This window comes from Olleya sp. HaHaR_3_96 (genome assembly GCF_019278545.1).
In the GTDB taxonomy this organism is placed as follows: domain Bacteria; phylum Bacteroidota; class Bacteroidia; order Flavobacteriales; family Flavobacteriaceae; genus Olleya.
Genome location: NZ_CP058987.1, coordinates 4209382 through 4232897, shown reverse-complemented (window position 1 = coordinate 4232897; position 23516 = coordinate 4209382). Strand labels below are relative to the sequence as shown.

Annotated in this window: 23 protein-coding genes; 12 read left to right on the top strand and 11 right to left on the bottom strand. The window is 30.1% G+C overall.

The features are described from left to right. Positions 1-2: 2 nt before the first annotated feature. The 4 genes from H0I26_RS18800 to H0I26_RS18785 are packed head-to-tail and all read right to left on the bottom strand — an operon-like array spanning position 3 to position 2752. Entirely contained in the window at positions 3-368 is a 366-nt protein-coding gene (locus H0I26_RS18800) for a hypothetical protein (RefSeq protein WP_218700373.1), read from the bottom strand. Further along, the gene (locus H0I26_RS18795) at positions 368-1762 is read right to left on the bottom strand and encodes a DUF4173 domain-containing protein (protein ID WP_218700372.1); all 1395 of its coding nucleotides are present in this window, start codon (positions 1760-1762) and stop codon (positions 368-370) included. Before H0I26_RS18795 ends, H0I26_RS18800 begins: the two co-directional genes overlap by 1 nt. 54 nt (positions 1763-1816) lie before the next feature. Continuing rightward, positions 1817-2110: a winged helix-turn-helix domain-containing protein gene (locus tag H0I26_RS18790; RefSeq protein ID WP_218700371.1), complete on the bottom strand. Its 294-nt coding sequence runs from the start codon at positions 2108-2110 to the stop codon at positions 1817-1819. Positions 2111-2140: 30 nt separating this feature from the next. Next, positions 2141-2752 carry a hypothetical protein gene (locus H0I26_RS18785; protein ID WP_101020379.1) on the bottom strand — a complete coding sequence of 204 codons (612 nt, stop codon included), beginning with the start codon at positions 2750-2752 and terminating at the stop codon, positions 2141-2143. Between the two features lie 147 nt (positions 2753-2899). Between H0I26_RS18785 and H0I26_RS18780 the strand changes: the two genes are divergently transcribed. Continuing rightward, positions 2900-3274: a hypothetical protein gene (locus tag H0I26_RS18780; protein ID WP_218700370.1), complete on the top strand. Its 375-nt coding sequence runs from the start codon at positions 2900-2902 to the stop codon at positions 3272-3274. A 325-nt stretch (positions 3275-3599) separates the two neighbouring features. Here the strand turns inward: H0I26_RS18780 and H0I26_RS18775 are convergent, their stop codons facing one another. From H0I26_RS18775 to H0I26_RS18755, 5 genes are read right to left on the bottom strand one after another with little or no spacing between them, the layout of a single operon-like run. Further along, positions 3600-4460: a hypothetical protein gene (locus H0I26_RS18775; protein WP_218700369.1), complete on the bottom strand. Its 861-nt coding sequence runs from the start codon at positions 4458-4460 to the stop codon at positions 3600-3602. Between the two features lie 26 nt (positions 4461-4486). Continuing rightward, entirely contained in the window at positions 4487-5305 is an 819-nt protein-coding gene (kdsA, locus tag H0I26_RS18770) for a 3-deoxy-8-phosphooctulonate synthase (RefSeq protein WP_090841388.1), read from the bottom strand. Positions 5306-5335: 30 nt separating this feature from the next. Next, positions 5336-6529 (bottom strand): hypothetical protein, encoded by a 1194-nt coding sequence (locus tag H0I26_RS18765; RefSeq protein WP_218700368.1) that lies wholly within the window; start codon positions 6527-6529, stop codon positions 5336-5338. Continuing rightward, positions 6526-7158 carry an ATP-binding cassette domain-containing protein gene (locus H0I26_RS18760; RefSeq protein ID WP_218700367.1) on the bottom strand — a complete coding sequence of 211 codons (633 nt, stop codon included), beginning with the start codon at positions 7156-7158 and terminating at the stop codon, positions 6526-6528. Before H0I26_RS18760 ends, H0I26_RS18765 begins: the two co-directional genes overlap by 4 nt. A 5-nt stretch (positions 7159-7163) precedes the next feature. Then, positions 7164-9032 carry a DUF4836 family protein gene (locus tag H0I26_RS18755; RefSeq protein WP_218700366.1) on the bottom strand — a complete coding sequence of 623 codons (1869 nt, stop codon included), beginning with the start codon at positions 9030-9032 and terminating at the stop codon, positions 7164-7166. Between the two features lie 239 nt (positions 9033-9271). Here H0I26_RS18755 and typA point away from each other — a divergent pair, with 239 nt between their 5' ends. From typA to H0I26_RS18715, 8 genes are all read left to right on the top strand, one after another. Then, positions 9272-11071, top strand: coding sequence for a translational GTPase TypA (typA, locus tag H0I26_RS18750; protein ID WP_218700365.1), 1800 nt, complete (start codon positions 9272-9274; stop codon positions 11069-11071). A gap of 3 nt (positions 11072-11074) precedes the next feature. Next, on the top strand, positions 11075-11848 hold the full coding sequence (locus tag H0I26_RS18745; protein ID WP_218700364.1) for a nicotinamide mononucleotide transporter family protein: 774 nt from the start codon (positions 11075-11077) through the stop codon (positions 11846-11848). A gap of 76 nt (positions 11849-11924) precedes the next feature. After that, positions 11925-12125 carry a hypothetical protein gene (locus H0I26_RS18740; protein WP_218700363.1) on the top strand — a complete coding sequence of 67 codons (201 nt, stop codon included), beginning with the start codon at positions 11925-11927 and terminating at the stop codon, positions 12123-12125. Next, positions 12125-13504 (top strand): class I SAM-dependent methyltransferase, encoded by a 1380-nt coding sequence (locus tag H0I26_RS18735; protein ID WP_218700362.1) that lies wholly within the window; start codon positions 12125-12127, stop codon positions 13502-13504. The genes H0I26_RS18740 and H0I26_RS18735 overlap by 1 nt, the downstream gene beginning before the upstream one ends. Further along, positions 13501-14979, top strand: coding sequence for a hypothetical protein (locus H0I26_RS18730; protein WP_218700361.1), 1479 nt, complete (start codon positions 13501-13503; stop codon positions 14977-14979). Before H0I26_RS18735 ends, H0I26_RS18730 begins: the two co-directional genes overlap by 4 nt. A gap of 156 nt (positions 14980-15135) precedes the next feature. Further along, positions 15136-16008: a GNAT family N-acetyltransferase gene (locus H0I26_RS18725; RefSeq protein ID WP_256935201.1), complete on the top strand. Its 873-nt coding sequence runs from the start codon at positions 15136-15138 to the stop codon at positions 16006-16008. Then, positions 16005-17108 (top strand): DegT/DnrJ/EryC1/StrS family aminotransferase, encoded by a 1104-nt coding sequence (locus H0I26_RS18720; RefSeq protein WP_218700360.1) that lies wholly within the window; start codon positions 16005-16007, stop codon positions 17106-17108. Before H0I26_RS18725 ends, H0I26_RS18720 begins: the two co-directional genes overlap by 4 nt. Then, positions 17109-18416, top strand: coding sequence for an O-antigen translocase (locus H0I26_RS18715; RefSeq protein WP_218700359.1), 1308 nt, complete (start codon positions 17109-17111; stop codon positions 18414-18416). It begins immediately after the preceding gene. Between the two features lies 1 nt (position 18417). Here H0I26_RS18715 and H0I26_RS18710 read toward each other — a convergent pair whose 3' ends face one another. Next, positions 18418-19560: a glycosyltransferase gene (locus H0I26_RS18710; protein ID WP_218700358.1), complete on the bottom strand. Its 1143-nt coding sequence runs from the start codon at positions 19558-19560 to the stop codon at positions 18418-18420. Between the two features lie 31 nt (positions 19561-19591). On the opposite strand from H0I26_RS18710, the gene H0I26_RS18705 reads away from it, so the two are divergent. Together H0I26_RS18705 and H0I26_RS18700 are read left to right on the top strand one after the other, a co-directional pair. Then, on the top strand, positions 19592-20677 hold the full coding sequence (locus H0I26_RS18705; RefSeq protein ID WP_218700357.1) for a glycosyltransferase: 1086 nt from the start codon (positions 19592-19594) through the stop codon (positions 20675-20677). Positions 20678-20680: 3 nt separating this feature from the next. Next, on the top strand, positions 20681-21094 hold the full coding sequence (locus H0I26_RS18700; protein ID WP_218700356.1) for a sugar 3,4-ketoisomerase: 414 nt from the start codon (positions 20681-20683) through the stop codon (positions 21092-21094). On the opposite strand, the gene H0I26_RS18695 is transcribed toward H0I26_RS18700, so the two are convergent. Beyond that, positions 21079-22002, bottom strand: a complete 924-nt coding sequence (locus tag H0I26_RS18695) for a glycosyltransferase family 2 protein (protein ID WP_218700355.1) — start codon at positions 22000-22002, stop codon at positions 21079-21081. The two genes, H0I26_RS18700 and H0I26_RS18695, sit on opposite strands and share 16 nt — an antisense overlap. A gap of 245 nt (positions 22003-22247) precedes the next feature. On the opposite strand from H0I26_RS18695, the gene H0I26_RS18690 reads away from it, so the two are divergent. Beyond that, the gene (locus H0I26_RS18690; RefSeq protein WP_218700354.1) at positions 22248-23171 is read left to right on the top strand and encodes a hypothetical protein; all 924 of its coding nucleotides are present in this window, start codon (positions 22248-22250) and stop codon (positions 23169-23171) included. Positions 23172-23516: the final 345 nt, after the last annotated feature.

Below are 23516 nucleotides of genomic sequence, written 5' to 3'. Positions count from 1 at the left end.
ACTTATTGTTTTGCAAACCATAGCCAGGATTGGCTTGTTGTTATAAAAGCTGAGGTGATATAGGCTAGTATAAAAGGATCAAATCGGGTTGATATAAGTAATACTCCAGAAAAACTAAAAGCGATCATAACATAATATGGAAAGTAAATGGTAAATGTTTTTTGTCTAGCTATTTTACTTGTTCCTCCAATAAAAAAAAATGGATAAATGGAGGCAGCGATCGTCATTAAACAACATATAAATATGGGCAAGAATGAAATTAATACATAGGTTATAATCCTACTTGGATAAATATGGTCTATATAAAATAACCAAAAGATGCTTGCCGCTAATAGCGTGCTTTTTAAAGTGTTTTCTAGGATTGGCATTAGTGATAACCTTTAGTTGTATTAGTAAAATTTTCTAAACTATATTCTTGCCAATTCATAAGAGATAGGTTTTGGTTGTGTGTTGTCCATTTTTGATTAATTTGAGTATTGATAGGTTCTGATAATTTGTATTGTTGCGCATAGGTCTTTAATAACGTGGAGTTGTTTCCTTTGAGATGTATGAGATAGGTGATGTCTAAAACCTTGGCGTTATTAATATTGAATTCTGTAATTGAATAATCCCAATTTATAGTAGCAGATAAAATGCAAATAGCAAAAGCGATTTGAGTATTTACTCTGAATAAATACCATAGATTTTTAATTTTAAATACTTTTATAAATGTGGTAATCAAGCCGAAAAAGGTCAATAATAAGTAAGCAAAAACGCCAAGACGTTTATAGGTAAAGCCAAATGCAGAGACATATTGGTAGTTTTTAATTGAAATCAATAGAATTAGTATAATATTTAATCCAATCCACAAATAGGCTAAATTTTTAATAGTTTTATTTTTTTTATAGAAATTTAAATCACTTCTAAAAAAGAATAAAATAGTAAGGATGGCTATGACAATGGAAGCTATTAAAGCATTAATTCCATTGTGTACTTGCATCGATAAATGGTTGGCACTATCAACTGTATTAGTCAACAAATACATCAGATCTGTAATACTATAAAATACAATCAGAACATTAAGAAACGCAAGTAGAGTAGTCCCTAGTTGATTGTCTTTTTTGTTTTTTTCTTCGGACGTATTTTTTCTTTCAATTAATAGGTTAGCGGTATTTAAATCTAAAGTGGTTGCGGGTTCTATTGTGGCTGGTTGACTAATGTTATTTAATAAAAAATAACCCAATACAGTCATAAGGCTCCATTGAAGATTGATAAAGTTGAAATTAATTTTGGTAATTACATCTTCAAATATTGGGTTCCCATTTTTGTAAAGTAATATAAATATAATGATGAATACTAACGGGATACCGACCAGTTTTGCCCAATGTAAAATATCAATGTCTTTTTTTAAAATGGTTTGCTCTGGAGTGTCTTTATTATCAAATTTGCGATGAAAATAACCTGCAATGACAGAGTAAAAGCCATTAATCCATTGTACGTAAATTGAATTTTTGTTGGATGATACGCATCCTATTAAAGTAAAAAATGAAAAGATATTAGTAAATATAGCTAAAGCAGTAGCATGTATAAATACTAGAATGGCGGTTATTAAATATATAGATGCATAGATTATAGTGGTTTGATTCTTAAACTGCGGTTTGTTGTGCCACCATAATATTCCTATACTAATTATGGAAAACAGACTTAGGTTTAAACCAATGCTTTGTTGGTAGAATAAGAAACTAAAACATAGTGAGGCAATAATAAGGATGAGGTGTTTCATAATTGTAAATTAAAAGTACTTTGTTTTTCAAAGTAGATTGATAAAAAAATAGTGTTATTGTTTTTTGATTAATTTTTCAAGTGCGCTGATATGCTTTTTAAATTCGGCTTGACCTAATTTAGTAACACTATAACGTGTATTGGGTTTGCGATCTATAAATTGTTTTTCTACTATAATGTATTCCGCTTTTTCAAGCGCTTTAGTATGACTGGCTAGGTTTCCATCTGTGGCACCAAGTAGTTCTTTTAATGTTTTAAAATCGGCATATTCATTAACCATCAAAACGGACATGATACCAAGTCTTATTCTGTGGTCAAATACTTTATTGATGTTAGTTATTATGTTCATACTTTGTTTCCGCTTTAGCGAAAGTATTGTTTATTTTTTGACATCATATTTAAAATGCATGTAAGTCCCATAAATAATATGCATCACTCCAAATCCTATAACCCATAGCCAGAAACCGTAACCAGGATATAAGGTTGCTATTAGACCTAAGATAATTTCTGTAAATCCTAAATACTTAATATCACCTATACTATACTTTGAAGCGCTAACTAATGCTAAACCATAAAAAATAAGCATTAAACCTCCAGTTTGCCCGTAACGTCCTTGACTAAGTATAATTAAAATATATAGGCCACCTGCCACTAATGGGATTAAAAAATTAAAAAGTAATCTTTTAGAAGAACCATCCCAAATGCTTTCTCCATTTTGCTTTGCTTTTTTAGTGGTTAAAAAAACACCAGTAACTACACTTAAAAAAGCCACCATAAATAAGATTATAAAAACATATCTAAAAACCCAGCCATCTAAAGTTAATGTTCCGTAACTGTAGTTTGTTACTAAATAGTAGGTTAGAGCAGCTCCGATTAAGGCATAGATACCTGCTAATATGCCAGATAAACCACTTAACGAAATAAATCTTGACGATTTATTCATTAAGTTTTTAATAGTGCTTATGTCTTTTAAATAATCTTGGTCGCTCATGATAAAAGTACTTTGAATTACAAAGTAACCGTAAATCGTTTAAATATGCAAGTTAAAAGTTTCTTAATATTCATTTTAACATTTAGGGGTAAGTACTATTTATTTTTCATAGATTTATAAACTAACTATTTAAAAACAAAAAATATTATGGCATTGACAGGATTACTTTTAGACATAGCAAACATCTCAGGAGGTTTATTATTAGGGCTAGCAACTTTAGATAAATTGGATGGGGAAGCAAATTTTTTTAATAAAATAGCAGGAGTATTAGCGCCTTTTCAAACCGTAATAGGTGGCGCATTAATTGTTTTACCATTATTAGGTATACTGCGCGGAGGGTTTAGCCTTTTTGGTATTGTAAGTATTATTGGAGGGTTACTATTATTGACACACGTCTTTGGAAAAGTACCAGCATTAGAAGAAACATTAAGAAAAATATCAGATAAATTATTACCTTTTAAAGCTATTATTGGTATCGCTTTATTAGCAATAGGGGTGTTAAGTTTATTGCATATTTTATAATAACAATTGAATCCTGCGGAAGATTATATCTTAAAGCAATCGGAGCCTTACCGCTCTATTTTGTTGCGCTTGCAGGTCATTGTTGTCCATGCTATAAGTATTGCAGAATTAAAGTACAAGTGGGGCTTTCCGTTTTATTATGTAAATGGAAAGCCCTTTTGTTATTTTAATACGAATCATAAAAGGCAATCAAATCACGGTCTTTAAATCGCATCACGTTACTGAGAAGCGAAAAAAAATGATGTCTTTAAGATATCAGTCTTTAGACGATGTCAATGATGCAGTTGTAATAGCTATATTGCGAGAGGCTTATAGTTTGTATTGATTATATTCTAAATCGGCCACCAAAAGTTATAGCACGTTGTAAAAACCAAAAGTGTTGTGATGCACTCTCATTAGCATTACTAGTTGTTCTAATATCCGGCATGTTTATAAAACCACCTCTTAAATCTGCTTGAATAAAAAAGTACTTATAAAAAGTAAGGTTTAGACCAATATTTAAATGGGTTCCGTATCCCGCTAAATGAAACTCGTCATAGCGATCCTTGGCTAATAAAGTAGTATTTGTTTTAGGATATAAAGCGCCAGCACCAAAACCCTCAGTTATATTTAATTGAAAGATATCTGTATTGTTGATCTTGAATAAAGATGAAATATCATCAAATCTATTCAGTTCTAAATACACATAGTTTAGTCCATTGGTATGTTCGAATTTTAAAAAATCTTCTGATAAAAAGTACGAGTCACCATTAAATTCTTGATTAAAAACACTGCCGTCTTCGTCAGCTGGAAGATCAATATATCCAGTCACAGTTCTTGTTCTGTTTCTGTTCATGACATACTTCATGTGATCCACACCAAGCGCAATATTATAGTTGTCAGAAATAAAATACCCAGCTTTAAAATTAGTCTGCGGTATTGTCATTCGGGTAGGGTTGATGTAATCTACATGCCAACCTTTGGGCTTGTCCTTTGCAGTAGCATCGTGTATGGTAAAGTCGTAGCCTTCACCTTCAAATCTAATATCAGATTTAGAAAAGGTTTCTCTGTTTCCTCCCCAGCTAACATAAAACTTTCCTTTGTTGTTAGCAGTGTATCTTTCTATATTGGTGTCTTGGGCTATTGTCGCTATTGAAAATAGGGTAAAACATAACAAGGCTAATGTGTTTAGCGGTTTGTTTTTCATTGTAAAATAGTAATTTGTGTATGTATTTAAAAAGTAGTGACTAGTTTTCTAATAGCCGTTAAGTTACTTAATAATGCTTCTAAGTTATCTAAATGTAGCATGTTTGCACCGTCACTTTTAGCATTAGCAGGATCAAAATGCGTTTCTATAAATAAACCGTCTACGTTATTAACAATGCCCGCACGTGCAATTGTTTCGATCATATCTGGACGTCCACCTGTTACACCAGCACTTTGATTTGGTTGCTGTAAAGAGTGTGTTACATCTAATACTGTTGGTGCGTATTGACGCATTGTTGGGATGCCTCTAAAGTCAACAATCATATCTTGATAACCAAACATAGTTCCGCGATCTGTAATCCAAGCCTTATCACTTCCAGCATCTTTTACTTTTTGTACCGCATGCTTCATAGCTTCAGGACTCATAAATTGTCCTTTTTTAAGGTTGACTACTTTTCCCGTTTTAGCAGCAGCAACGACAAGGTCTGTTTGACGTACTAAAAAAGCAGGGATTTGTAAGACATCAACATACTGCGCCGCTTTTGCAGCATCACTAACTTCATGAATATCAGTAACGGTTGGGACATCAAATTTTTCAGAAACTTTAGCTAAAATTTCTAATGCCTTTTCGTCACCAATACCTGTAAAACTATCAATTCTACTACGGTTAGCTTTTTTAAAACTTCCTTTAAAAATATAAGGGATTTCAAGCTTGTTAGTAATCGTTAGCACTTTTTCTGCAATTCTAAAGGCCATATCTTCTCCTTCGATAGCGCAAGGCCCACAAAGCAAAAAGAAATTGTTACTATCTGTATGTTTTATTTTAGGAATATCTTGAAGTATCATAATTGTAATAATTTATACTGCAAAGATAAGTTAATTTTCAGTAGTTAGTAGACTTGTGTTGGGTTGTATCATCTGTTTGATTTTACTATTGGTGTGTTTGCGATAATACATGGCCAAAAGTATAAAAAGAACAACACTTATCACAACCAAATAAATAATGGAAGTCATGGTTTTTTCAACTTGTAACAGTTCTAAATACGGCGAAATCAAAAATTTACTAATAGTACTTAATAGTAAAGCGACAATAATTGAAATGGCTAAGATTTTATAAGCGATAGTGTGATATACTTTAGCTATTTGCGTCTTAGAGTATCCTAAAAAATGAAGTTGTGTGATCGTTTGCTTATTTTTTAAAATCAATAAATTAATATTGGTAATAACCAAGTATATTGATAATATAGTGATGAGTAATCCAATACCTAAAACAATACTCAATATCAATTTAAGGACATAACTTAGTTTGGAGTTTTGCACATCATTAGATAGGTAGTTGTATTTTTTGGAGGCTAAAAATTCTAATAATTTAGGATCTGATGGGTTGATAACATCTAGGATTATTCTAGATATTTTAGATTCTTTTAAAGGACTTAATGTTTTGTTGGTATATTTTAAAAAGGATTCCGGAACTAAAATAGAATTTATTTTTTCGGAAGCATCCAATATATAAGCAGGGTATCGTTCTGTTTTACTAGACCCAGTTAGTTTTAAGTCGATGGGAATTTGTCTAATAATTTTCTCATTAATTTGTGGCATTCCTGTACTTGCTGCGTATCCAAAATTATAAAGATTTATGTAATTCTTAGGAATGATTATAGGAACTTCTCGGTCTCCTGGTTGCCATTTCCAATCGGCACTTTTAATATCTAAAAATTCGTCACCTACAGCTTCTAAAAACATCTCGGTAGTAATACCGGTGTAGTTTGGCAGTGTAACACTGGCAAGCACACGGTAAGTCCCATGTGTAAAGCCTCCCGTTTTATTAATAAAGGGTTGTTGTTCAAGTTCGGCTATTTCTTTTGGTGTAAAGGCGTTGTCTCTTCCTAAATCTTTATAAATAATTAAGTTTTGATTACCTAATAAGTCATTTTCAGAACTAAATATAGATCGTGTATCAATAAATAATTGGATCACAATTAACAATATGGCTAAACCTAAACTAGAGCTTAACGCAAAAAAGAGCAGCTGAGATTTATCAACTTGTTTTTTTAGAAGTTTGTCAATCATAACAATAGTGTTTTTGTATAATCGATATTGTAAGTATCACCTAAACTGGCAATTATTAAAGTTGCATTGTTTTTTTCTGCTTCCTGTGTCACTAGAGTAACCGCATTTGTAATCTGGGCTTGGTCTATATGGCTAAAGGGTTCATCTAATAATAAAATCTGAAACGGTTGGCATAAGGCTCTAACAATAGCAATACGCTGTTGCTGACCGTAAGATAAGGTCTCAGCTTTTTTATGAGCTAATTGATCCACGTCTAATTGTGCTAACATTTCTAAAATCTCAGATTCAGATTTATGATTGGTTAGACTATTTTTTAGTTGAATGTTTTCTAAAGCCGTCAATTCTGGAAAGAGTCGGAGACCTTGAAATACAATCGAAATTTTATCTCGTCTAATAGATGTCCATTGGTCTTCAGTAAATGAAGCAATAGTCGTTTTGTCAAAAAGTATAGATCCAGAATACCGGTTGTTTAGACCATATAAAAAGTTGAAAAATGAACTTTTTCCACTTCCTGAAACTGCTTTTATTAAATATTTTGAATTTGGTAGTAACTCAAAATTTTTACTCCAGACTTCGGATGAAGCTGGAGTAAAAAAGTTTGGTATTATGTTTTGGATAGTAATTTGCACGTCAACTAGTTTGATTCAGTATCCTCGATAACCGTTTCTTCTATGTCGTAAACAGAATCGTCGTCTTCGTCAATAACTTCTATTATTTCTATATTTTCCGAATCTTCATCATCTTCCGCAGGAGCATCCATCGTGGTTTCTGTTATTTCTTCATCATTTGTAATCATTTCTTGTTCTTCATTTTTAACGTCATCCATTAAAGTATTCATTGTCTTTGCTAGTTCATCACCATATAAAACAGTTTGAATTAATGAGTTTTTGTCACCTTTAGTATAAGTAAAAGACTCTCCGCCGTCAGTGTCAACAAAATAATGATTTTCACCAAAATACTTATCATATATAGCAATGCTTTTATCTTTAAAGCGCTCCATTGTATTATCACTTCCGTAAGCATTGTATCCGCCATAAGGATTATACATGTTGCCTAAAGATTGCGCAAAATCATTACTTAGTTCTGCAATGTTTCCTTTGGTGTAAAGATAAATTGAGTGAGATAGTTTGTCCTTATGCTCAAAATCAGATAACTTATTTGCTAGTTTTCCATTAGTTTTAATTTCATTTGCTTTATTTACATCATTAGTGAAAAATATAAAATCGTCTGTGATTACCATAAACGCGTTTTTTTCGATTTCATAGTAATTAGGGCTTACCTCTTCAAAAGGAGCTCCTTTTTCTTGGATCTTAGCTAACAAATTGTCAAATTTAGATTTGTCTTTAATGGCAATAACACCATACATATTAGGAATCTTTTTGTCTACTATTGTATACGTTTTTTCTCCAGTGTAGTAATTATAATCGTATACAGAGTCTTTAACTGTTTTACCTTCTGTTATAGCAAACATTACAGAGCCATCAAATATTTTTGCGATATCTTTAGTGCCCATACCGATTTCTCTTTCAGATTCACTGTTAGCGCTTTCAAGGTTTTTTTTCAATTCCTCCCTAGCCTGAACAGGTAGTACTTTATTATCTGTTAAACTTGTAATATGATCAAAATAGGCTTCTGGGTCTATTGATATTTTTGCTAAAAGTAATGGGCTATTTGGTAATGCATCAAGCATAGATTTACTGTAAGAGGTGGTCATCCATTTTTTATAACCTAATAAAGAGGTGAAGTCTTTATTTAATTTCAGATTTGTGTTGGTGTAAATATGGTCGTCTTCAAAGCTTCCATGATACGATAGGTTATTGTCTTCTAAATTCACTTTTACCCCCGCGAAAGCATTAAGTAATCCATCAAAAGCATCACCTAAAGGTGTTGATGTTATGTGTAAACCCATATCTTGTTTAACATCAAAGAAATCGTCAAAATAATTTGTAGCTAAGATAGACTCGTCTTTCTTTAAATTAGTTAAGTCTTTTAATTCTGCAGCAGCATAATTATTTGCACCAATTATTAATGCTGTTTTATTATTCCAACCAATAGCTAATTCTCTGGTAGAATATACCGTGAAGTCTTTGTCTTGACCAACATTCTCTTCCTTTTCTAAGTCATGTAATTTTTCTAATAGTGGTTGTATAAAGGCTTCAAAAGCAGCAGCGTCTTTAATTGGTAATGCTAAACCACCAAATCCAGAGAGTCTTTTAAAAGAACCAAATCCAAGAATAAATTCTTTTCTAAACGTTTTGTTTAGATTCTCTGAGGTCATAAATTCGGATACAAACGCTTTTACTTCTTCAGGAGCTTTGTCTTCTATTAAAGTATTAATGCTTAAGTTTTTTGAATCTAAGTCTTTGCCCTTTTCTGAAAGCGTTTTAAGATTGACGTACATTACAGCTACAGCATCTTTAGGGATAAAGTAGGATTCTTCGTTTTTGGTACCACAGCTGGCAAATAGAAATGCAATAACAAGTAGACAAATAAATTTTTTCATGGTTCTAGTGTAATTTTTTTAAGTAGTTGATTAGTAAGTTGACAAATCTAATCATATAATAATTTTTATTGAATATTATTAAAATAATTAATAAGCTATTCTTGTAATTAGACATAACTATCTGTGTCTGTTTGATTAAAAATGTTACAAATTTTAATGATGAATTTGTCAAATTTTAATTAAAACGTATTTTTAGATAAAAATTGAGTACATTTGCACGCTTAAAATAAGGCACCATTATGGCTAATATTAAAAATATTGCAATTATTGCACACGTCGATCACGGAAAAACTACGTTGGTTGATAAAATCATGTACCACTGTCAATTGTTTCGTGAAAACGAGAACACAGGAGACTTAATTTTGGATAACAATGATTTAGAACGTGAAAGAGGAATTACAATTACTTCTAAAAACGTTTCTGTAATTTACAAAGACACAAAAATTAATATCATTGATACACCAGGTCACGCCGATTTTGGAGGAGAAGTAGAGCGTGTATTAAACATGGCTGATGGTGTTGTATTGTTAGTTGATGCTTTTGAAGGACCAATGCCTCAAACGCGTTTTGTATTACAAAAAGCGATTGATTTAGGTTTAAAACCTTGTGTGGTTGTAAACAAAGTAGATAAAGAAAACTGTACTCCAGATGAAGTACATGAAAAAGTTTTTGATCTAATGTTCGAATTAGGAGCAGAAGAGTGGCAGTTAGATTTTCCAACCGTTTATGGTTCGGCAAAAAATAACTGGATGAGTGATGATTGGAGAAACGAAACTAAAAATGTTGAACCATTATTAGATATGGTTATAGAGCATGTTCCTACGCCTGTTTTTCCTGAAGGAACAACTCAAATGCTTATTACTTCTTTAGATTTTTCTTCTTTTACAGGTCGTATCGCGATTGGTAGATTACAAAGAGGAAGTTTAGTAGAAGGACAACAAATCTCACTTGTAAAAAGAGATGGGTCTACAACTAAAAGTAGAGTTAAAGAATTATTTATATTTGAAGGTTTAGGACGTAAGAGAGTAGAAAGCGTACAAACAGGAGATATTTGTGCTGTTGTAGGGATTGAAGGATTTGAAATTGGTGATACAATTGCAGATCTCGAAAACCCTGAAGGTTTAAAATCAATTGCTATTGATGAGCCTACAATGAGTATGTTATTTACAATTAACGATTCTCCTTTCTTTGGAAAAGATGGTAAATATGTGACGTCTCGTCATATTAAAGATCGTTTAGAAAAAGAATTAGAAAAGAATTTAGCACTTAAACTAGGTGAAACTGGTAGTGCAGATAAATTTATGGTCTTTGGACGTGGTGTATTACACTTATCAGTTTTAATTGAAACTATGCGTCGTGAAGGTTATGAATTACAAATTGGACAACCACAGGTAATTATCAAAGAAATTGATGGTGTTAAATGTGAGCCAGTTGAAGAATTAACAATTGACCTTCCAGAAACTGTTTCTGGTAGAGCTGTAGAGTTTGTAACTTTACGTAAAGGTGAATTATTAAGTATGGAAGCAAAAGGAGATCGTATGATTTGTGAATTCTTAATTCCTTCTCGTGGTATTATTGGTTTACGTAACTTGTTATTAACAGCTACTGCTGGTGAAGCAATTATGGCACACCGTTTTAAAGAATACCAACCATTAAAAGGTGCTATCGCTGGACGTATTTCTGGATCTTTAATTTCTATGGAAAATGGTAAAGCTATACCTTACTCTATCGATAAATTACAAGATAGAGGTAAGTTTTTCGTTGAGCCAGGTGAAGATATTTACGAAGGTCAAGTAATTGGTGAGAACTCTCGTCAAGATGATATGGCTGTAAACATTACTAAAGCTAAAAAGCAAAGTAATGTACGTAGTTCTGGAGCAGATGATAAAGCTAAGATTGTACCAGCTATCAAGTTTAGTTTAGAAGAAGCATTAGAATATATCCAAAAAGATGAGTATGTAGAGGTGACACCAAACCATATTCGTTTACGTAAGATCTATTTAACAGAAAACGATCGTAAGAGAAACAAGATTGCTTAATAAGTGAAGCACTTACAGTTACCTAATCCAACACTTAGACGTGTAGTACACTCTAAATATATAGATATAGTTGGTGTAATTTTGGTAACCGTTATCTGTTTTTACAGAGGGTTTCATGAAACAATATATTATCAGGGAGGTATCCAATTTGGGGTACCTCTTTCTGGTTTTAGTGAGTACATATCTAAAGGCGCTTTTCCAATTGGTTTATTGTCTACACTAGGAGCTGTTGTATCTTTATTAGCTGCTAGAATGATTGTTAAACAACAAAATCTAGGTAATTGGATAGGTTTGTTTACAACCATTAATTCTGGTGTTATAGATTACTTGTTTGGTAACCATTCTGCCATTATAACCTATCCCTTAACATTTGTTATTGCCATTATTGCTACCAAAAAGTGGAGTGAAGGAGAGCAGGTTAAAAAAGCAGATGCTAAATATTGGTTACTTATACTTTTAGCTTTTATAGTGTCCTATACTTTAGTTTTTTTAGGATTTTATTGGTTTGGAACGACTATTAAAAATCAATTTTTTAAACACACCGTTGCTATTATATTTGGAATATCCTTAGTTGGTAATGTAAGTACCGCTTTTAAATACGAGCAGACTTTTTTAACGTGGTCTTTTTATAACCTAGCACAAATTATTAAAAATGTCATACAAGGCAATGTTGCAAACATTGTTAAATATGTGTTTTACATTATAAATTCAATACTTACTTTTTTTGATTGGCGTATTAATGGCGATGTTAAAAAGACAAAAGGGGAGTCAGGTTAAAGCTTCTCTGATTTAATAATTACATTATATTCTTAATATAAATTTGTAACAATGTTTATATTTACAAAAAACACAAATGTATAGTCTCTATTTTGATCCGGGTTTAGGTGCGATGATTATTCAATCTATCGTGGCTGCAGTTGCGGCTATTCTTTTATTTTCAAAAAATATCATGTATAAGGTTAAAGCCTTTTTGGGATTGGACAAAAAGGAGAATGATGATCTTTTTGATGATATTAATGTTAAAGATTCTGATACGGATAAAACGTCTAAATAGTGACTACCATATCTAAACATAGTGCTTCATTTAGAGATCCTTCTGGATATGTGTTTGTAGACGATGGTGTTATCAAAAGAACCATTAATCCTATCTATTTTAAGCAGTATGAAGCCTTAAATACTTCTGGATTTTTTAAAGCCTTATTTGATAACAAGCTTTTGGTTGCCCATAAAGAAGTTTCAGCTACAGCTGAAAAAATTATAATTCAACCGGAACACATTCCGTTTATTACTTATCCATACGAGTGGAGTTTTAATCAATACAAAGAAGCGGCATTATTGACATTAAAACTTCAGAAGTACGCCTTAGAGCATGGGTTTTCTTTAAAAGATGCTAGTGCCTTTAATGTTGCGTTTTACAACGGAAAAGCTATTTTTATTGATACGCTTTCTTTTGATTTTTATGTCGAAGATTCACCCTGGCGAGGATACAAACAATTTATATCTCATTTTTTAGGACCTTTAGTATTATCACATTATCATGGTGCGCAATCCATAAAATTAATAAGCAATTTTATAGACGGTATTCCAATTAAAATGTTGGCATCTATGTTGCCTTTTAAAACTAAACTTAACCCGTTTTTGTATACTAATATTCATTTATTAGCAAAGTTTGAAGACAAGCATAGTCAAGATTATAAAGGCGAATCTAAAGCATCTATATTATCTAAAAAAGCACAGTTAAATATTGTTCAAAGCTTATATGATTATATAAAAAAGCTAACACTTAAAGAGCATAGTGAGTGGGGTGATTATTATGATAAAACAAATTATAGTACTAGTGCTTTTATTAAAAAGGCGACAATTATTAATCAATGGATTGATACATTAAAGACTAATACTATTATTGATATTGGTGGCAATGATGGTACGTTTGTTAGAAAAATAGAACGTCAATTACAGCAGGCCTTGGTTTGTGATATTGATAATAACGCGGTAGACTTTAACTTTAAAACAATTAAAGAAAACAAAGAGTCTTATATGATGCCGTTTGTGTTGGATGTTTTAAATCCTTCTGCAAGTATCGGGTTTAATAATACAGAGCGTTTATCGTTTTTAAATCGCATACAAGCTTTTGCGCCAGAAGCAACTTTAGCTCTGGCAGTCATACACCATATGTCACTTAGTGGAAATGTGTCGTTTAAAATGTCTGCACAATTTTTTGCATCGTTTTCTAAATATTTAATTATCGAATTCCCTAAGCGAGAAGATTCTTGGGTGCAAAGATTATTAGATAGTAAGACTGATTTTAAGGATTACTTCGATTTTTATAACATTAGTAATTTTGAAAAGGAATATAGTACTTCTTTTTATATCATAGAAAAATTAGCTATTCAAGACACGCATCGTGTGTTGTATTTAATGAAAGTTAAATGAAAAAACAGCTTGTCAACTTTATAAATAATAAAAATAATCTTCCGCTCTTAGTCGGTATAGCTTCGGGTTTATATCCCATGTTATATTATTTTAATGCGAATTACACGCAAGCAAACTCGGTAAGTCAATTACTGTTCTTTAGTTTTTTCTTTATTGTCGTTCCGGTTTTAATCTTTAGTATTCTAAATTACTTTTCTAAAAAAAATGAACTTTTAGAAACTAATAAATTCAAGCTTTTTCTTTTATTAGATATAGGTTTTTTTGGCAGTTTCATTTTGATAATTACCTTTAGGTTTCAGTTGCTTTACGTCATTGGGTTAATTTTTGTAGGGTTGTGTTGTGCAATGTTTTTAAGTAAACATTTAAAAAAAATACTCGTATTTCAGTTTCTATTGGTGATTATGGCTTTAATAACGCTTATTCCTACTCTTTTTAAACACGTCACGTATTCTAAACAATGGTTAGAGCAACCCGATGCTATTACCAAGGTTGTATTTAAGACAACTCCTAATGTTTATTTTATTCAAGTAGATGGTTATGCTAATGTGGATAAGTTAAGCGAAGGCCCTTATGGCTATGACAATTCTAGTTTTAACAGCTATTTAAAAGTAGCTGGTTTTAAAAATTATTCAGACTATCGAAGTAATTATTATTCGACTTTAAGTTCTAATAGTTCACTTTTAGCAATGAAGCACCATTACTATTCTAATCCGGATTACTCTTTTGCTGAGTTGTCTCATTCTAGAGAAAATATTATCTCTAAAAACGCTGTTTTAGAGATTTTTAAAAACAATATGTATAAGACACATCTTTTGATGGATAAGTACTATTTTTTGCTAAATAGACCAACTTTGGGATTTGATTATAGTAACATAAAATATAAAGACGTACCGTTTAGGTACAAAGGACTGGGACCGGTTAGAGATGTTATTTCTGATTTAAAAACGGTATTACCAAAAGACACGTTGACATCTAATTTTTACTTTATTCAAAAGCTATTGCCTTCTCATGTTACTAATAGTTCAAGTGCCTCTGTAAATAAAATAAACGAAAAAGAAAACTACTTAAATAAGTTACAACAAGCTAATCTATGGTTACAAGAGATTATTACGTTGATAGATAGTCAGGATAAAAATGCGCTAATTATTATAACTGCAGATCATGGTGGATTTGTTGGTTTTAATACCACGTTAGAAGCACGAATTAAACAAACAGATCCGGATTTAATATATTCTATTTATACTGCTATGTTGGCAATTAAATGGAATGGTATGCCCCCAGACTTTGATACTAAATTTAAAACTCCAGTTAATTTTTTTAGAATCCTTTTTTCTTATTTAAGTGAAAATGAGAGTTATTTGGATCATCTTGAAGATGATAGTAGTTATATTATGATCAATCAAGGCGCGCCGTTTGGAGTCTATAAATATATTGATAACCAAGGAGAAACTGTTTTTGAACCATTATCTAAATAAATGTACTACAATTGCTTTTTTAATTAGTAATTTAGGCTGGCCTAAAATTGTAATATTATTTTTTCAATACAAACATATAACCCCGAATATTTTAACGTTTGGAACGATTTTGTTGTCGCCTCCAAGAACGCAACGTTTTTATTTAATCGAAATTTTATGGAGTACCATAAAGACAGATTTAATGATTTCTCATTGCTTGTGTTTAAAGGAGAAAAACTTGTTGCAATACTACCAGCAAATACCGTTGAGGATCGTGTTTACTCTCATCAAGGGTTGACGTATGGTGGCTTAGTGTTTAAAGAAAATTTAAAATTGAATACTGTTTTATTAATTTTTAGAGCACTTTTAAAATATTTGAGCGATGCTCAAGTCAAAGAATTACAATTAAAAATGTTGCCCTATATTTATAATGCATTGCCAAATGATGAACAGTCTTATATCATGTTTTTGCTGGAAGCTACACTCATTAGACGAGACGCATTATCTGTAATTGATTACAGAAAGGCATTGAAATTTTCTAAAGACAGGTTAGAAGGCGTTAAACGAGGGAAAAAACACGGTTTGCTTATTAAAGAAGAAGATAGTTTTGAATCTTTTTGGACTACAGTATTAGAACCTAATTTAAATGAGAAACATAATGTAAAACCGGTCCATAGTTTAGCAGAAATAACAGCATTAAACACTTATTTCGGGAAGCAAATACGTCAGTTTAACGTCTATCAAAATAATCAGATAATTGCTGGGGCTACAATATTTGAAAGTAAATATGTGGCGCATTCGCAGTATATATCGGGTAATAGCCAAAAAAATGAATTAGGAAGTTTAGATTTTTTGCATCATCATTTAATTACGTCTGTATTTAATAATAAACGATTTTTTGATTTTGGAGTATCTAATGTAAATAACGGAAGACAAGTTAATCAAGGTTTACAATATTGGAAAGAAGGTTTTGGAGCAAGAACAGTAACACAAGATTTTTATACGGTGGATACTAGCAGTTATAAAATTTTAGATACGGTATTGATATGATAAAATTTTTAGACCTACCAAAAATTAATGCACGTTTTGAGTCAGAATTCAAATCGGAGTTCAATGCATTTTTAAGTTCTGGAGTTTATGTTTTAGGACAAGGTGTAACTACTTTTGAATCTAATTATGCGGATTATTGTGGAGCTAAATATTGTATTGGTGTCAGTAATGGTTTTGATGCTTTAGCTTTAATCTTTAAAGGTTATTTAGAATTGGGCGTATTGCAAAAGGGAGATGAAGTTATTGTGCCTGCAAATACATTTATTGCATCTATATTGGCTATTCTGGAAGTGGGCTTAAAACCTGTTTTGATTGAACCGAATGCGGATAGCTTCAATATAGAAGCATCAGAAATTGAAAAACATATTTCCGCAAATACAAAAGCGATATTGGTTGTTCATTTATATGGGCAATTGTGTGATGTTTCTGAAATCAATGCGGTAGCCAAGCGTAACCAGTTATTAGTTGTTGAGGATGCTGCACAATCCACAGGTGCTATTGATAGTGTAACATCAAAACGATCTGGAAACTTATGCGATGCAGCAGCTTTTAGTTTTTATCCAAGTAAAAACTTAGGAGCTTTAGGAGATGCAGGAGCGGTCACTACTAATAATAATGCATTAGCTGATGTTATTTTTAAATTAAGAAATTACGGCACATCATCTAAATATATAAATGATGTATTGGGAGTAAATAATAGATTAGACGAAATTCAAGCGTTGTTTTTAAATGTTAAGCTTAAATTTTTGGATGCGGATAATGTACAGCGTGTAGCTATTGCAAAACGTTATTTGTTAGAAGTAAAAAACTCAAGAATTAAATTACCTAAGTTTAATGGTATGCAGAATCATGTGTTTCACCTATTTGTTGTTTTGGTAGATAATCGGGATCATTTTATTCAGTATTTAAAAGCGCATAATATACAGCCCGCTATTCATTATCCAATTCCACCACACAAACAAAAAGCACTTAAACGATTTAATGTTTTAAAATTTCCGATAACAGAAAAAATTCACGACACTTGCGTGAGTTTACCTATTAGTCCTATCATGACTGATTTGGAGGTAACGACAGTAATTAAAACCCTTAATGATTACTAATTGAAAAAAGTTCTAGATTATATAAATACGAATGTCTTAGTTAAAGTGGCTTCACTTAACTCTGTGTCTGTTATTGTGAAAATAATTGCGGGGTTTTTAACTTCAAAAGTCATAGCGATTTTTATTGGTTCGGAAGGGATGGCATTAGTCGGGAATTTAAGAAATTTTGTAGGTTCAATACAATCTATATCGATACTTGGATTATATAAAGGGGTGGTTAAATATATCGCACAATTCAAAAAAGATACCGTTCAGCTTAGTAAAATTTTATCTACAGTATTTTACTTAGGCTTTATATCAACGTTGTTGATGTCATTTTTAGTGTATTTTAAAGCAGATTACATTAATGATTTAATATTTAAAGAGAACAATAATTACGCTTATATCATTCAAATTTTTGCAGTAGCAATTCCTTTTTATGCCTTAAATATGTTTGCTTTTTCCATTTTGAATGGATTTTCCAAATATAAATATTTAATTGTCTTTAATATTTTTGGTCAAATTTTAGGAGCGATTATCACTATTTTATTAATTTGGCAAGAGCAGATTGATGGCGCTTTAATAGCGGTAGTAGTTGCGGAATCGCTGATATTTTTAATTACTGTAGTAGGAATTATTAATAGAAGAAATTTTATTCCATTAATAAAAGCTAGTAACTTTAGTTTGAGTTTTGCCAGAAAACTAAGTTCTTATTCTGGTATGGCTTTGTTTTCAGCAATAATTCTACCATTAATCGCGATATTAATTAGAAGCTATATTATTGATAATGTCGGGCTAAAAGAAGCTGGTTTTTGGGAAGCGATGAATCGAATATCAAAGTATTATTTACTATTTGTAACCACGCTTTTAACTATGTATATTTTGCCAAGATTTTCTGAGATTGATAATATAAAGGATTTTAGAAAAGAGGTTTTTGGATTTTATAAGTCTATTATTCCAGTTTTTGCTGTTGGATTAATTGCCATTTATTTTTTAAGACATTTTATTGTTCAGGTTGTTTTGACTGACGAATTTGTTCCCGTTGAAGAATTATTTTTCTGGCAATTATTGGGTGATTTTATTAAAGTGCTGTCTGTAGTAATTGCTTATCAGTTTCTTGCAAAGCGAATGTTCTGGCACTATATTGTTACTGAAGCTTTTTCTGTAGTAACATTATATTTTACTAGTAAAATATTAATAGATGAGTTTGGAGTTGTTGGGGCAAACATGGCGTATTTTGTTACAAATGTATTGTACTACGCTATTATCTTATTAATATTTTATTCTTCATTGTTTGGTGTTATTCCAGAAAAAATAGAAGATGAATAACTTAAAGTTTTTCCCAAGTAGCAATATACTGTTCGGCAATCTTTATATGATTATGATTTGCAGTAACAAAGGCTTGAGCATTTGATGATATTGTTTTAATCGTTTTGGGATTATTAATCAACCATTCCAATTTTTTAACTAAATAATCCACGTCCGGGAGTGCGTTAATCACGATGTTATCCTCTTTTACATTATAATAATCTAACCATTCTTTTTCGGCACCCGTAAAAACAACTTTACCTTTAGACATAGCTTCTAGTGCATTATAGCCTTGATCCAATGCGTATACTTGATCTAATATGATATGTGCTTTGTTATAACTATTTATATAAGTTTTATAAGGTAAATCTTTGGTTATGGTTATATCTACTTTGTTTGGGTATTTTAATGAAATACGCTCTAAAGCCTTTTCAAAAAAAACAATCCCTTTTTTGATTGCGTTTTGAGTATTTATTCCCAAAAATATTTGAATTTTTGTATCACAATCTAACGGTTTATAACTAATTAAGTCAGTGTTTATAGGATTGGGGATAATACCTAGATATTTAGAGTAATTAATTAAAGGTAGATGATAATCTAAATCAGATGCAATGACGCCGTTATAATTGTTTAATAAAAACGTGTGGAGCTTCTGGTGTCTTTTAGTAACATATTCTAAAGTAAAAGCATATTCTTTTAGTAAAGAGTTGTCATTTAAATAAGGGGTTAGAATACTATATTTTTTTTTGTTTTTTAGAGCGTGGGACACGCTATAATAATCTTCTCCGCAAGATAGTAAGACCACTTTTTTAGTTTTCTTAAATAATTTTTTTAATAATGCTATTTCTAAACGCGGTGTTGTTTTAAGAGAGGCTTCATTGATAAGTTGAATAACATCAAATTGTTTTAGTTTATTAAAAACAAAATAGTATTTGATTGCTAGTTCTATTTTTATAATATTAACTCGAAAAACTTTTAATATAGCTTTGGAGAGTAGTAGTAGCGCTTTGTTTTCTCTAAAAACAGAATACACTTTGTAATCAACGGGAAAGGATTTAAATCCATCACCAGAACCAATAATAACAACCTTATGATTTAAAGCTTCTAAACCTTCTTTTAAAGAATTGTGTAATCTACTGTATTCACCTACTAATAATATATTCATTTACTATCTTTGACTTTAATAAAATAATATTTTGCAAAGTAACAATAAAAAAAAGATATGTATAGTAGCATCTTCACTAGGAAAGGGAGGAGCAGAAAGAGCTTCTGCATTCTTGTCTAGAATGTTAGATGGTTTAGGCTATGAAGTTTATATAGTTACTATTTTACCCGATGTAGAATACAAGTATTCAGGAGAGTTGCTAAACTTAGGTGACTTAAAGCAATCGCATAGTCGATTAAGTCGATTAATTAAATTTAAATTATTTTTAAGACAACATAAATTTGATTATATAATTGACAATAGATCAAGAGTTCAAGCTTATAGGGAATTTATAATTACTAAGTTGATTTATAATTCGCCAACTATTTATGTTATTCATAATTTTAAAACTTCAAAAGTATTTACAAAATATACATGGTTAAATAAATATCTTTATAAAAATGAAATAATGATAGCTGTATCTAAAGAAGCAGCTAATAAATTCAAAAATAAATTTAACCTCAAGAGTATTCAAACTATTTATAATGCTTTTGCTTTTGATGAAATTAAAAAACAATCGTTGGCTGAGAAAAACAAGCTTATTGAAAGAGATAATTATATTATTTATTATGGAAGATTAGATGATTATCATAAAAATTTAAAGTTACTACTACAATCTTTTAAAGAATCAAAATTACCAGAGAATAATTATTCTTTAATGTTATTAGGTGATGGTAAAGATTTAATGTCTATTAAAAAATATGTAAACCAAATTAAATTGCGAGAACGGGTTGTTTTTAAAACATTTGAAAAAAACCCTTTTCCATTCGTAAAACATGCTCGTTTTATGGTTTTAAGTAGTCGTTTTGAAGGTTTTCCTATGGTTATCCCTGAGGCATTATCTATTGGGATACCGGTTGTTTCAGTAAATTGTAAATCAGGACCAAGTGAAATTATTAAGCATGAGTATAATGGTTTATTAGTGGAAAATAATAATGTTGAGGCATTAGCAAATGCTATGAATAGGTTTATATTTGAAGAAGGACTATATCAAAAATGTAAACAAAATGCTGAAAAAAGTACGGTCCATCTTTCTATGGATATTATAGCAAAGGAATGGAGTAAATTATTAAATTAATAAATGAAAGAGACAAAAGTTGACGATGTAAGAATTATAGATCTTCCTAAAATTAAAGATTCCAGAGGAAACCTATCTGTAATAGAAAATAATACTATCCCGTTTGATATAAAACGAGTATATTATCTATATGATGTGCCAAGTGATGCATATAGAGGTGGACATGCACATAAAAAGTTAGTCCAGTTTTTAATACCATTAAGTGGTAGTTTTGATGTTATTTTAAAGGATAGTATAAAGACTAAATCTGTAACATTAAATAAGCCTAATAAAGGGTTGTTAATTACATCAGGGGTTTGGAGAGAACTTGAGAATTTTTCTTCTGGTGCTGTGTGTTTAGTTTTAGCATCAGAAGTTTACGATGAAGATGATTATATAAGAGAGTATAAGGCCTTTAAAAATTATAAAGGTTTGTAATGTGTTTTTTCTTTTTTTAATGATTTTATACAAAGTAGGATGTCTAAAATCCATTTAGGACAAAATAATAATGTTCTTTTAAGTAAGCTTAAATTAGAACTGTTTAATCGATTTTTATAAAAGTGATAAGCTTTTTTTTGATTATTAATTTTACACATTAAAGCTAAAGAATATCTATTTAAGTCTAAAAATTTTTTTAAATATTTATTGTTTTTTTCTAGACATTTATATCTTTCAAAAGTCGGTTTTTTTGAAGCTTCAAATATAGAGTTAGATAGACTACCAGGAATATGTCTGTAAAAAGCAAGAATTTTATTTATAAAAAGAATGTCATAATTTAACCCTATTCTAACCCACATATCTATATCTTCTCCAGAAACAATTGTGTTGTCAAAATCACCACTAACTTCAATAATTTCTTTTTTAAAAATAATGCTAGAACTACTTAAAATTGAAAATTTAAAACTTGATTTAAAATAATTATGTGTTTCGTATTTTTGTTTTGGTATAAAGTTATAGTTAACAGGAATACATTTATTGTTGTATTTTTGAGCTAAAGCACAACAAAAAACACTAAGGTGTTTATTTGTAGATATTGCTTTATGCATTTCATTAAGATAGTTTTCATCCCACAAATCGTCTCCATCAAGTAAAGCAATGTAATTTGAGTTTGCTAATTCAATTCCTTTATTTCTGCTTTGTGATGCCCCTTTGTTTTTTGATGTAAATATTTTTATTTTTTCATCTTTAAATAAAGTTATAACATCTAAACTATTATCGATAGATCCATCATTGATAATAATTATTTCAAAATCTGTAAATGTTTGATTTAATACACTCTCTAAAGTGCTTTTAATATATTTTTCTTTGTTGTAAAGTGTTATAACAACTGAAAAAAAAGGGCTCATAAATATTTTGTTTGTTGTCTTCAAATATAAATAAAAACAATTAAATTTGGTTAATGTGTAAATCTATTCAAATCGTTTGTTTTGACAATCCATATCCTCCAAATTATGGAGGAGTGATAGATGTGTTTTATAAGATTAAAAGTTTACACGCTAACAATATAGATGTCTATCTCCATTTTTTTTATAACAAAAACCAGTTAGATAAAGAAGATCTTTATATTCGAAAATTTTGTAAAAAGGTATTTTTGTATAAACGAAAAACAAATTTATTTATTCATTTTTCACGGATACCTTTTATAGTTAAAAGTAGAACGTGTAATAAATTAACCGAAAAGCTTATAGAAATTGGTTTTCCAATACTTTATGAAGGACTAAACTCTACAAGGACATTAGATTTAATGTCTAGAAAAGGAATTAAAACATTTGTAAGATTACATAATATAGAACACAATTATTATAAAAACATTGGCAAATTAGAGGATAGCTTTTTTAAAAAGATTTATTATTTATTTGAAGCCTATAGGTTGAAAAAATATCAATCTGTCTTAAAAAATGCAGATATTTTGTTTACTATATCTCCTAAAGAAAATATATATTTTTCCTCCTTATTTAATAATGTAGTTTACTTACCAGTTTTTCAAAGTAAAAAAGAATTGTTAAAAACTGAGAGTAGTCAGTTTTGTTTGTTTCATGGAGATTTAAGATTGTCTGATAATATTAGAGCGGCAGAGTTTTTAATTTCATTTTTTTCTGTTAAAACAGATAAAAAATTGGTTATTGCTAGTAGTTTTGAAAATCTAGTTTTAAATCTCAAAATTAAAAAATCGGCAAATATTGTTTTTGAAAAAATAGAATTTTTATCTGATTTAGAGCTGCTTTTTAGTAAAACAGCAGTTCATATATTACTTAGCTATCAATCTTCGGGAATAAAATTAAAGCTATTAAATAGCTTATTTACTGATTCTTATGTCCTTTCAAATCATAAAATAATTGAGGGAACAGAATTAGAAACGTGTTGTGAATTATTTGAAACAGAAGAAGATTTGTTGTTGTTAATTAATAAATTATATGGGTTGAAAATATCTTTGGAAGAAAGAGTTAATAGATTAAATAGATTAAAAGCTTTTAATACTAATAATTCAATTCAAAAGATAATTTCTAATTTATAATATGTTATCGTGCAGTGATTTAGTTTTTTTTTTTTTTGAATAATTAATTCATGATTTAAAAAAAACTTAGTTCTTAACTACCTTTTTAATGATGCTTTTTGTTAGAAGTGTTTTGCAGTATAATATTCGATAATTATAAACAGATTAAACAGTATTGTAAATACAGTAAGAATAAGACTTATTAAGATAGGATTTTATTTCTTTTATAATTTCATCCTGACAATTTTAATTCATTAATCTTTAAATCATCTAACGTTATTCATTCTATTTATTTTTATCAATTATTATTTAATAAAGATGTCGGAACCGATTTAAAAAATATCTCAAAAATTAAATGTATTGATA

Excerpts from the sequence above, each read along its gene's own strand:
- H0I26_RS18800 (WP_218700373.1), bottom strand. The coding sequence starts at position 368 with ATGCCAATCCTAGAAAACACTTTAAAAAGCACGCTATTAGCGGCAAGC.
- H0I26_RS18795 (WP_218700372.1), bottom strand. The coding sequence starts at position 1,762 with ATGAAACACCTCATCCTTATTATTGCCTCACTATGTTTTAGTTTCTTA.
- H0I26_RS18790 (WP_218700371.1), bottom strand. The coding sequence starts at position 2,110 with ATGAACATAATAACTAACATCAATAAAGTATTTGACCACAGAATAAGA.
- H0I26_RS18785 (WP_101020379.1), bottom strand. The coding sequence starts at position 2,752 with ATGAGCGACCAAGATTATTTAAAAGACATAAGCACTATTAAAAACTTA.
- H0I26_RS18780 (WP_218700370.1), top strand. The coding sequence starts at position 2,900 with ATGGCATTGACAGGATTACTTTTAGACATAGCAAACATCTCAGGAGGT.
- H0I26_RS18775 (WP_218700369.1), bottom strand. The coding sequence starts at position 4,460 with ATGAAAAACAAACCGCTAAACACATTAGCCTTGTTATGTTTTACCCTA.
- kdsA (WP_090841388.1), bottom strand. The coding sequence starts at position 5,305 with ATGATACTTCAAGATATTCCTAAAATAAAACATACAGATAGTAACAAT.
- H0I26_RS18765 (WP_218700368.1), bottom strand. The coding sequence starts at position 6,529 with ATGATTGACAAACTTCTAAAAAAACAAGTTGATAAATCTCAGCTGCTC.
- H0I26_RS18755 (WP_218700366.1), bottom strand. The coding sequence starts at position 9,032 with ATGAAAAAATTTATTTGTCTACTTGTTATTGCATTTCTATTTGCCAGC.
- typA (WP_218700365.1), top strand. The coding sequence starts at position 9,272 with ATGGCTAATATTAAAAATATTGCAATTATTGCACACGTCGATCACGGA.
- H0I26_RS18740 (WP_218700363.1), top strand. The coding sequence starts at position 11,925 with ATGTATAGTCTCTATTTTGATCCGGGTTTAGGTGCGATGATTATTCAA.
- H0I26_RS18730 (WP_218700361.1), top strand. The coding sequence starts at position 13,501 with ATGAAAAAACAGCTTGTCAACTTTATAAATAATAAAAATAATCTTCCG.
- H0I26_RS18725 (WP_256935201.1), top strand. The coding sequence starts at position 15,136 with ATGGAGTACCATAAAGACAGATTTAATGATTTCTCATTGCTTGTGTTT.
- H0I26_RS18720 (WP_218700360.1), top strand. The coding sequence starts at position 16,005 with ATGATAAAATTTTTAGACCTACCAAAAATTAATGCACGTTTTGAGTCA.
- H0I26_RS18710 (WP_218700358.1), bottom strand. The coding sequence starts at position 19,560 with ATGAATATATTATTAGTAGGTGAATACAGTAGATTACACAATTCTTTA.
- H0I26_RS18700 (WP_218700356.1), top strand. The coding sequence starts at position 20,681 with ATGAAAGAGACAAAAGTTGACGATGTAAGAATTATAGATCTTCCTAAA.
- H0I26_RS18695 (WP_218700355.1), bottom strand. The coding sequence starts at position 22,002 with ATGAGCCCTTTTTTTTCAGTTGTTATAACACTTTACAACAAAGAAAAA.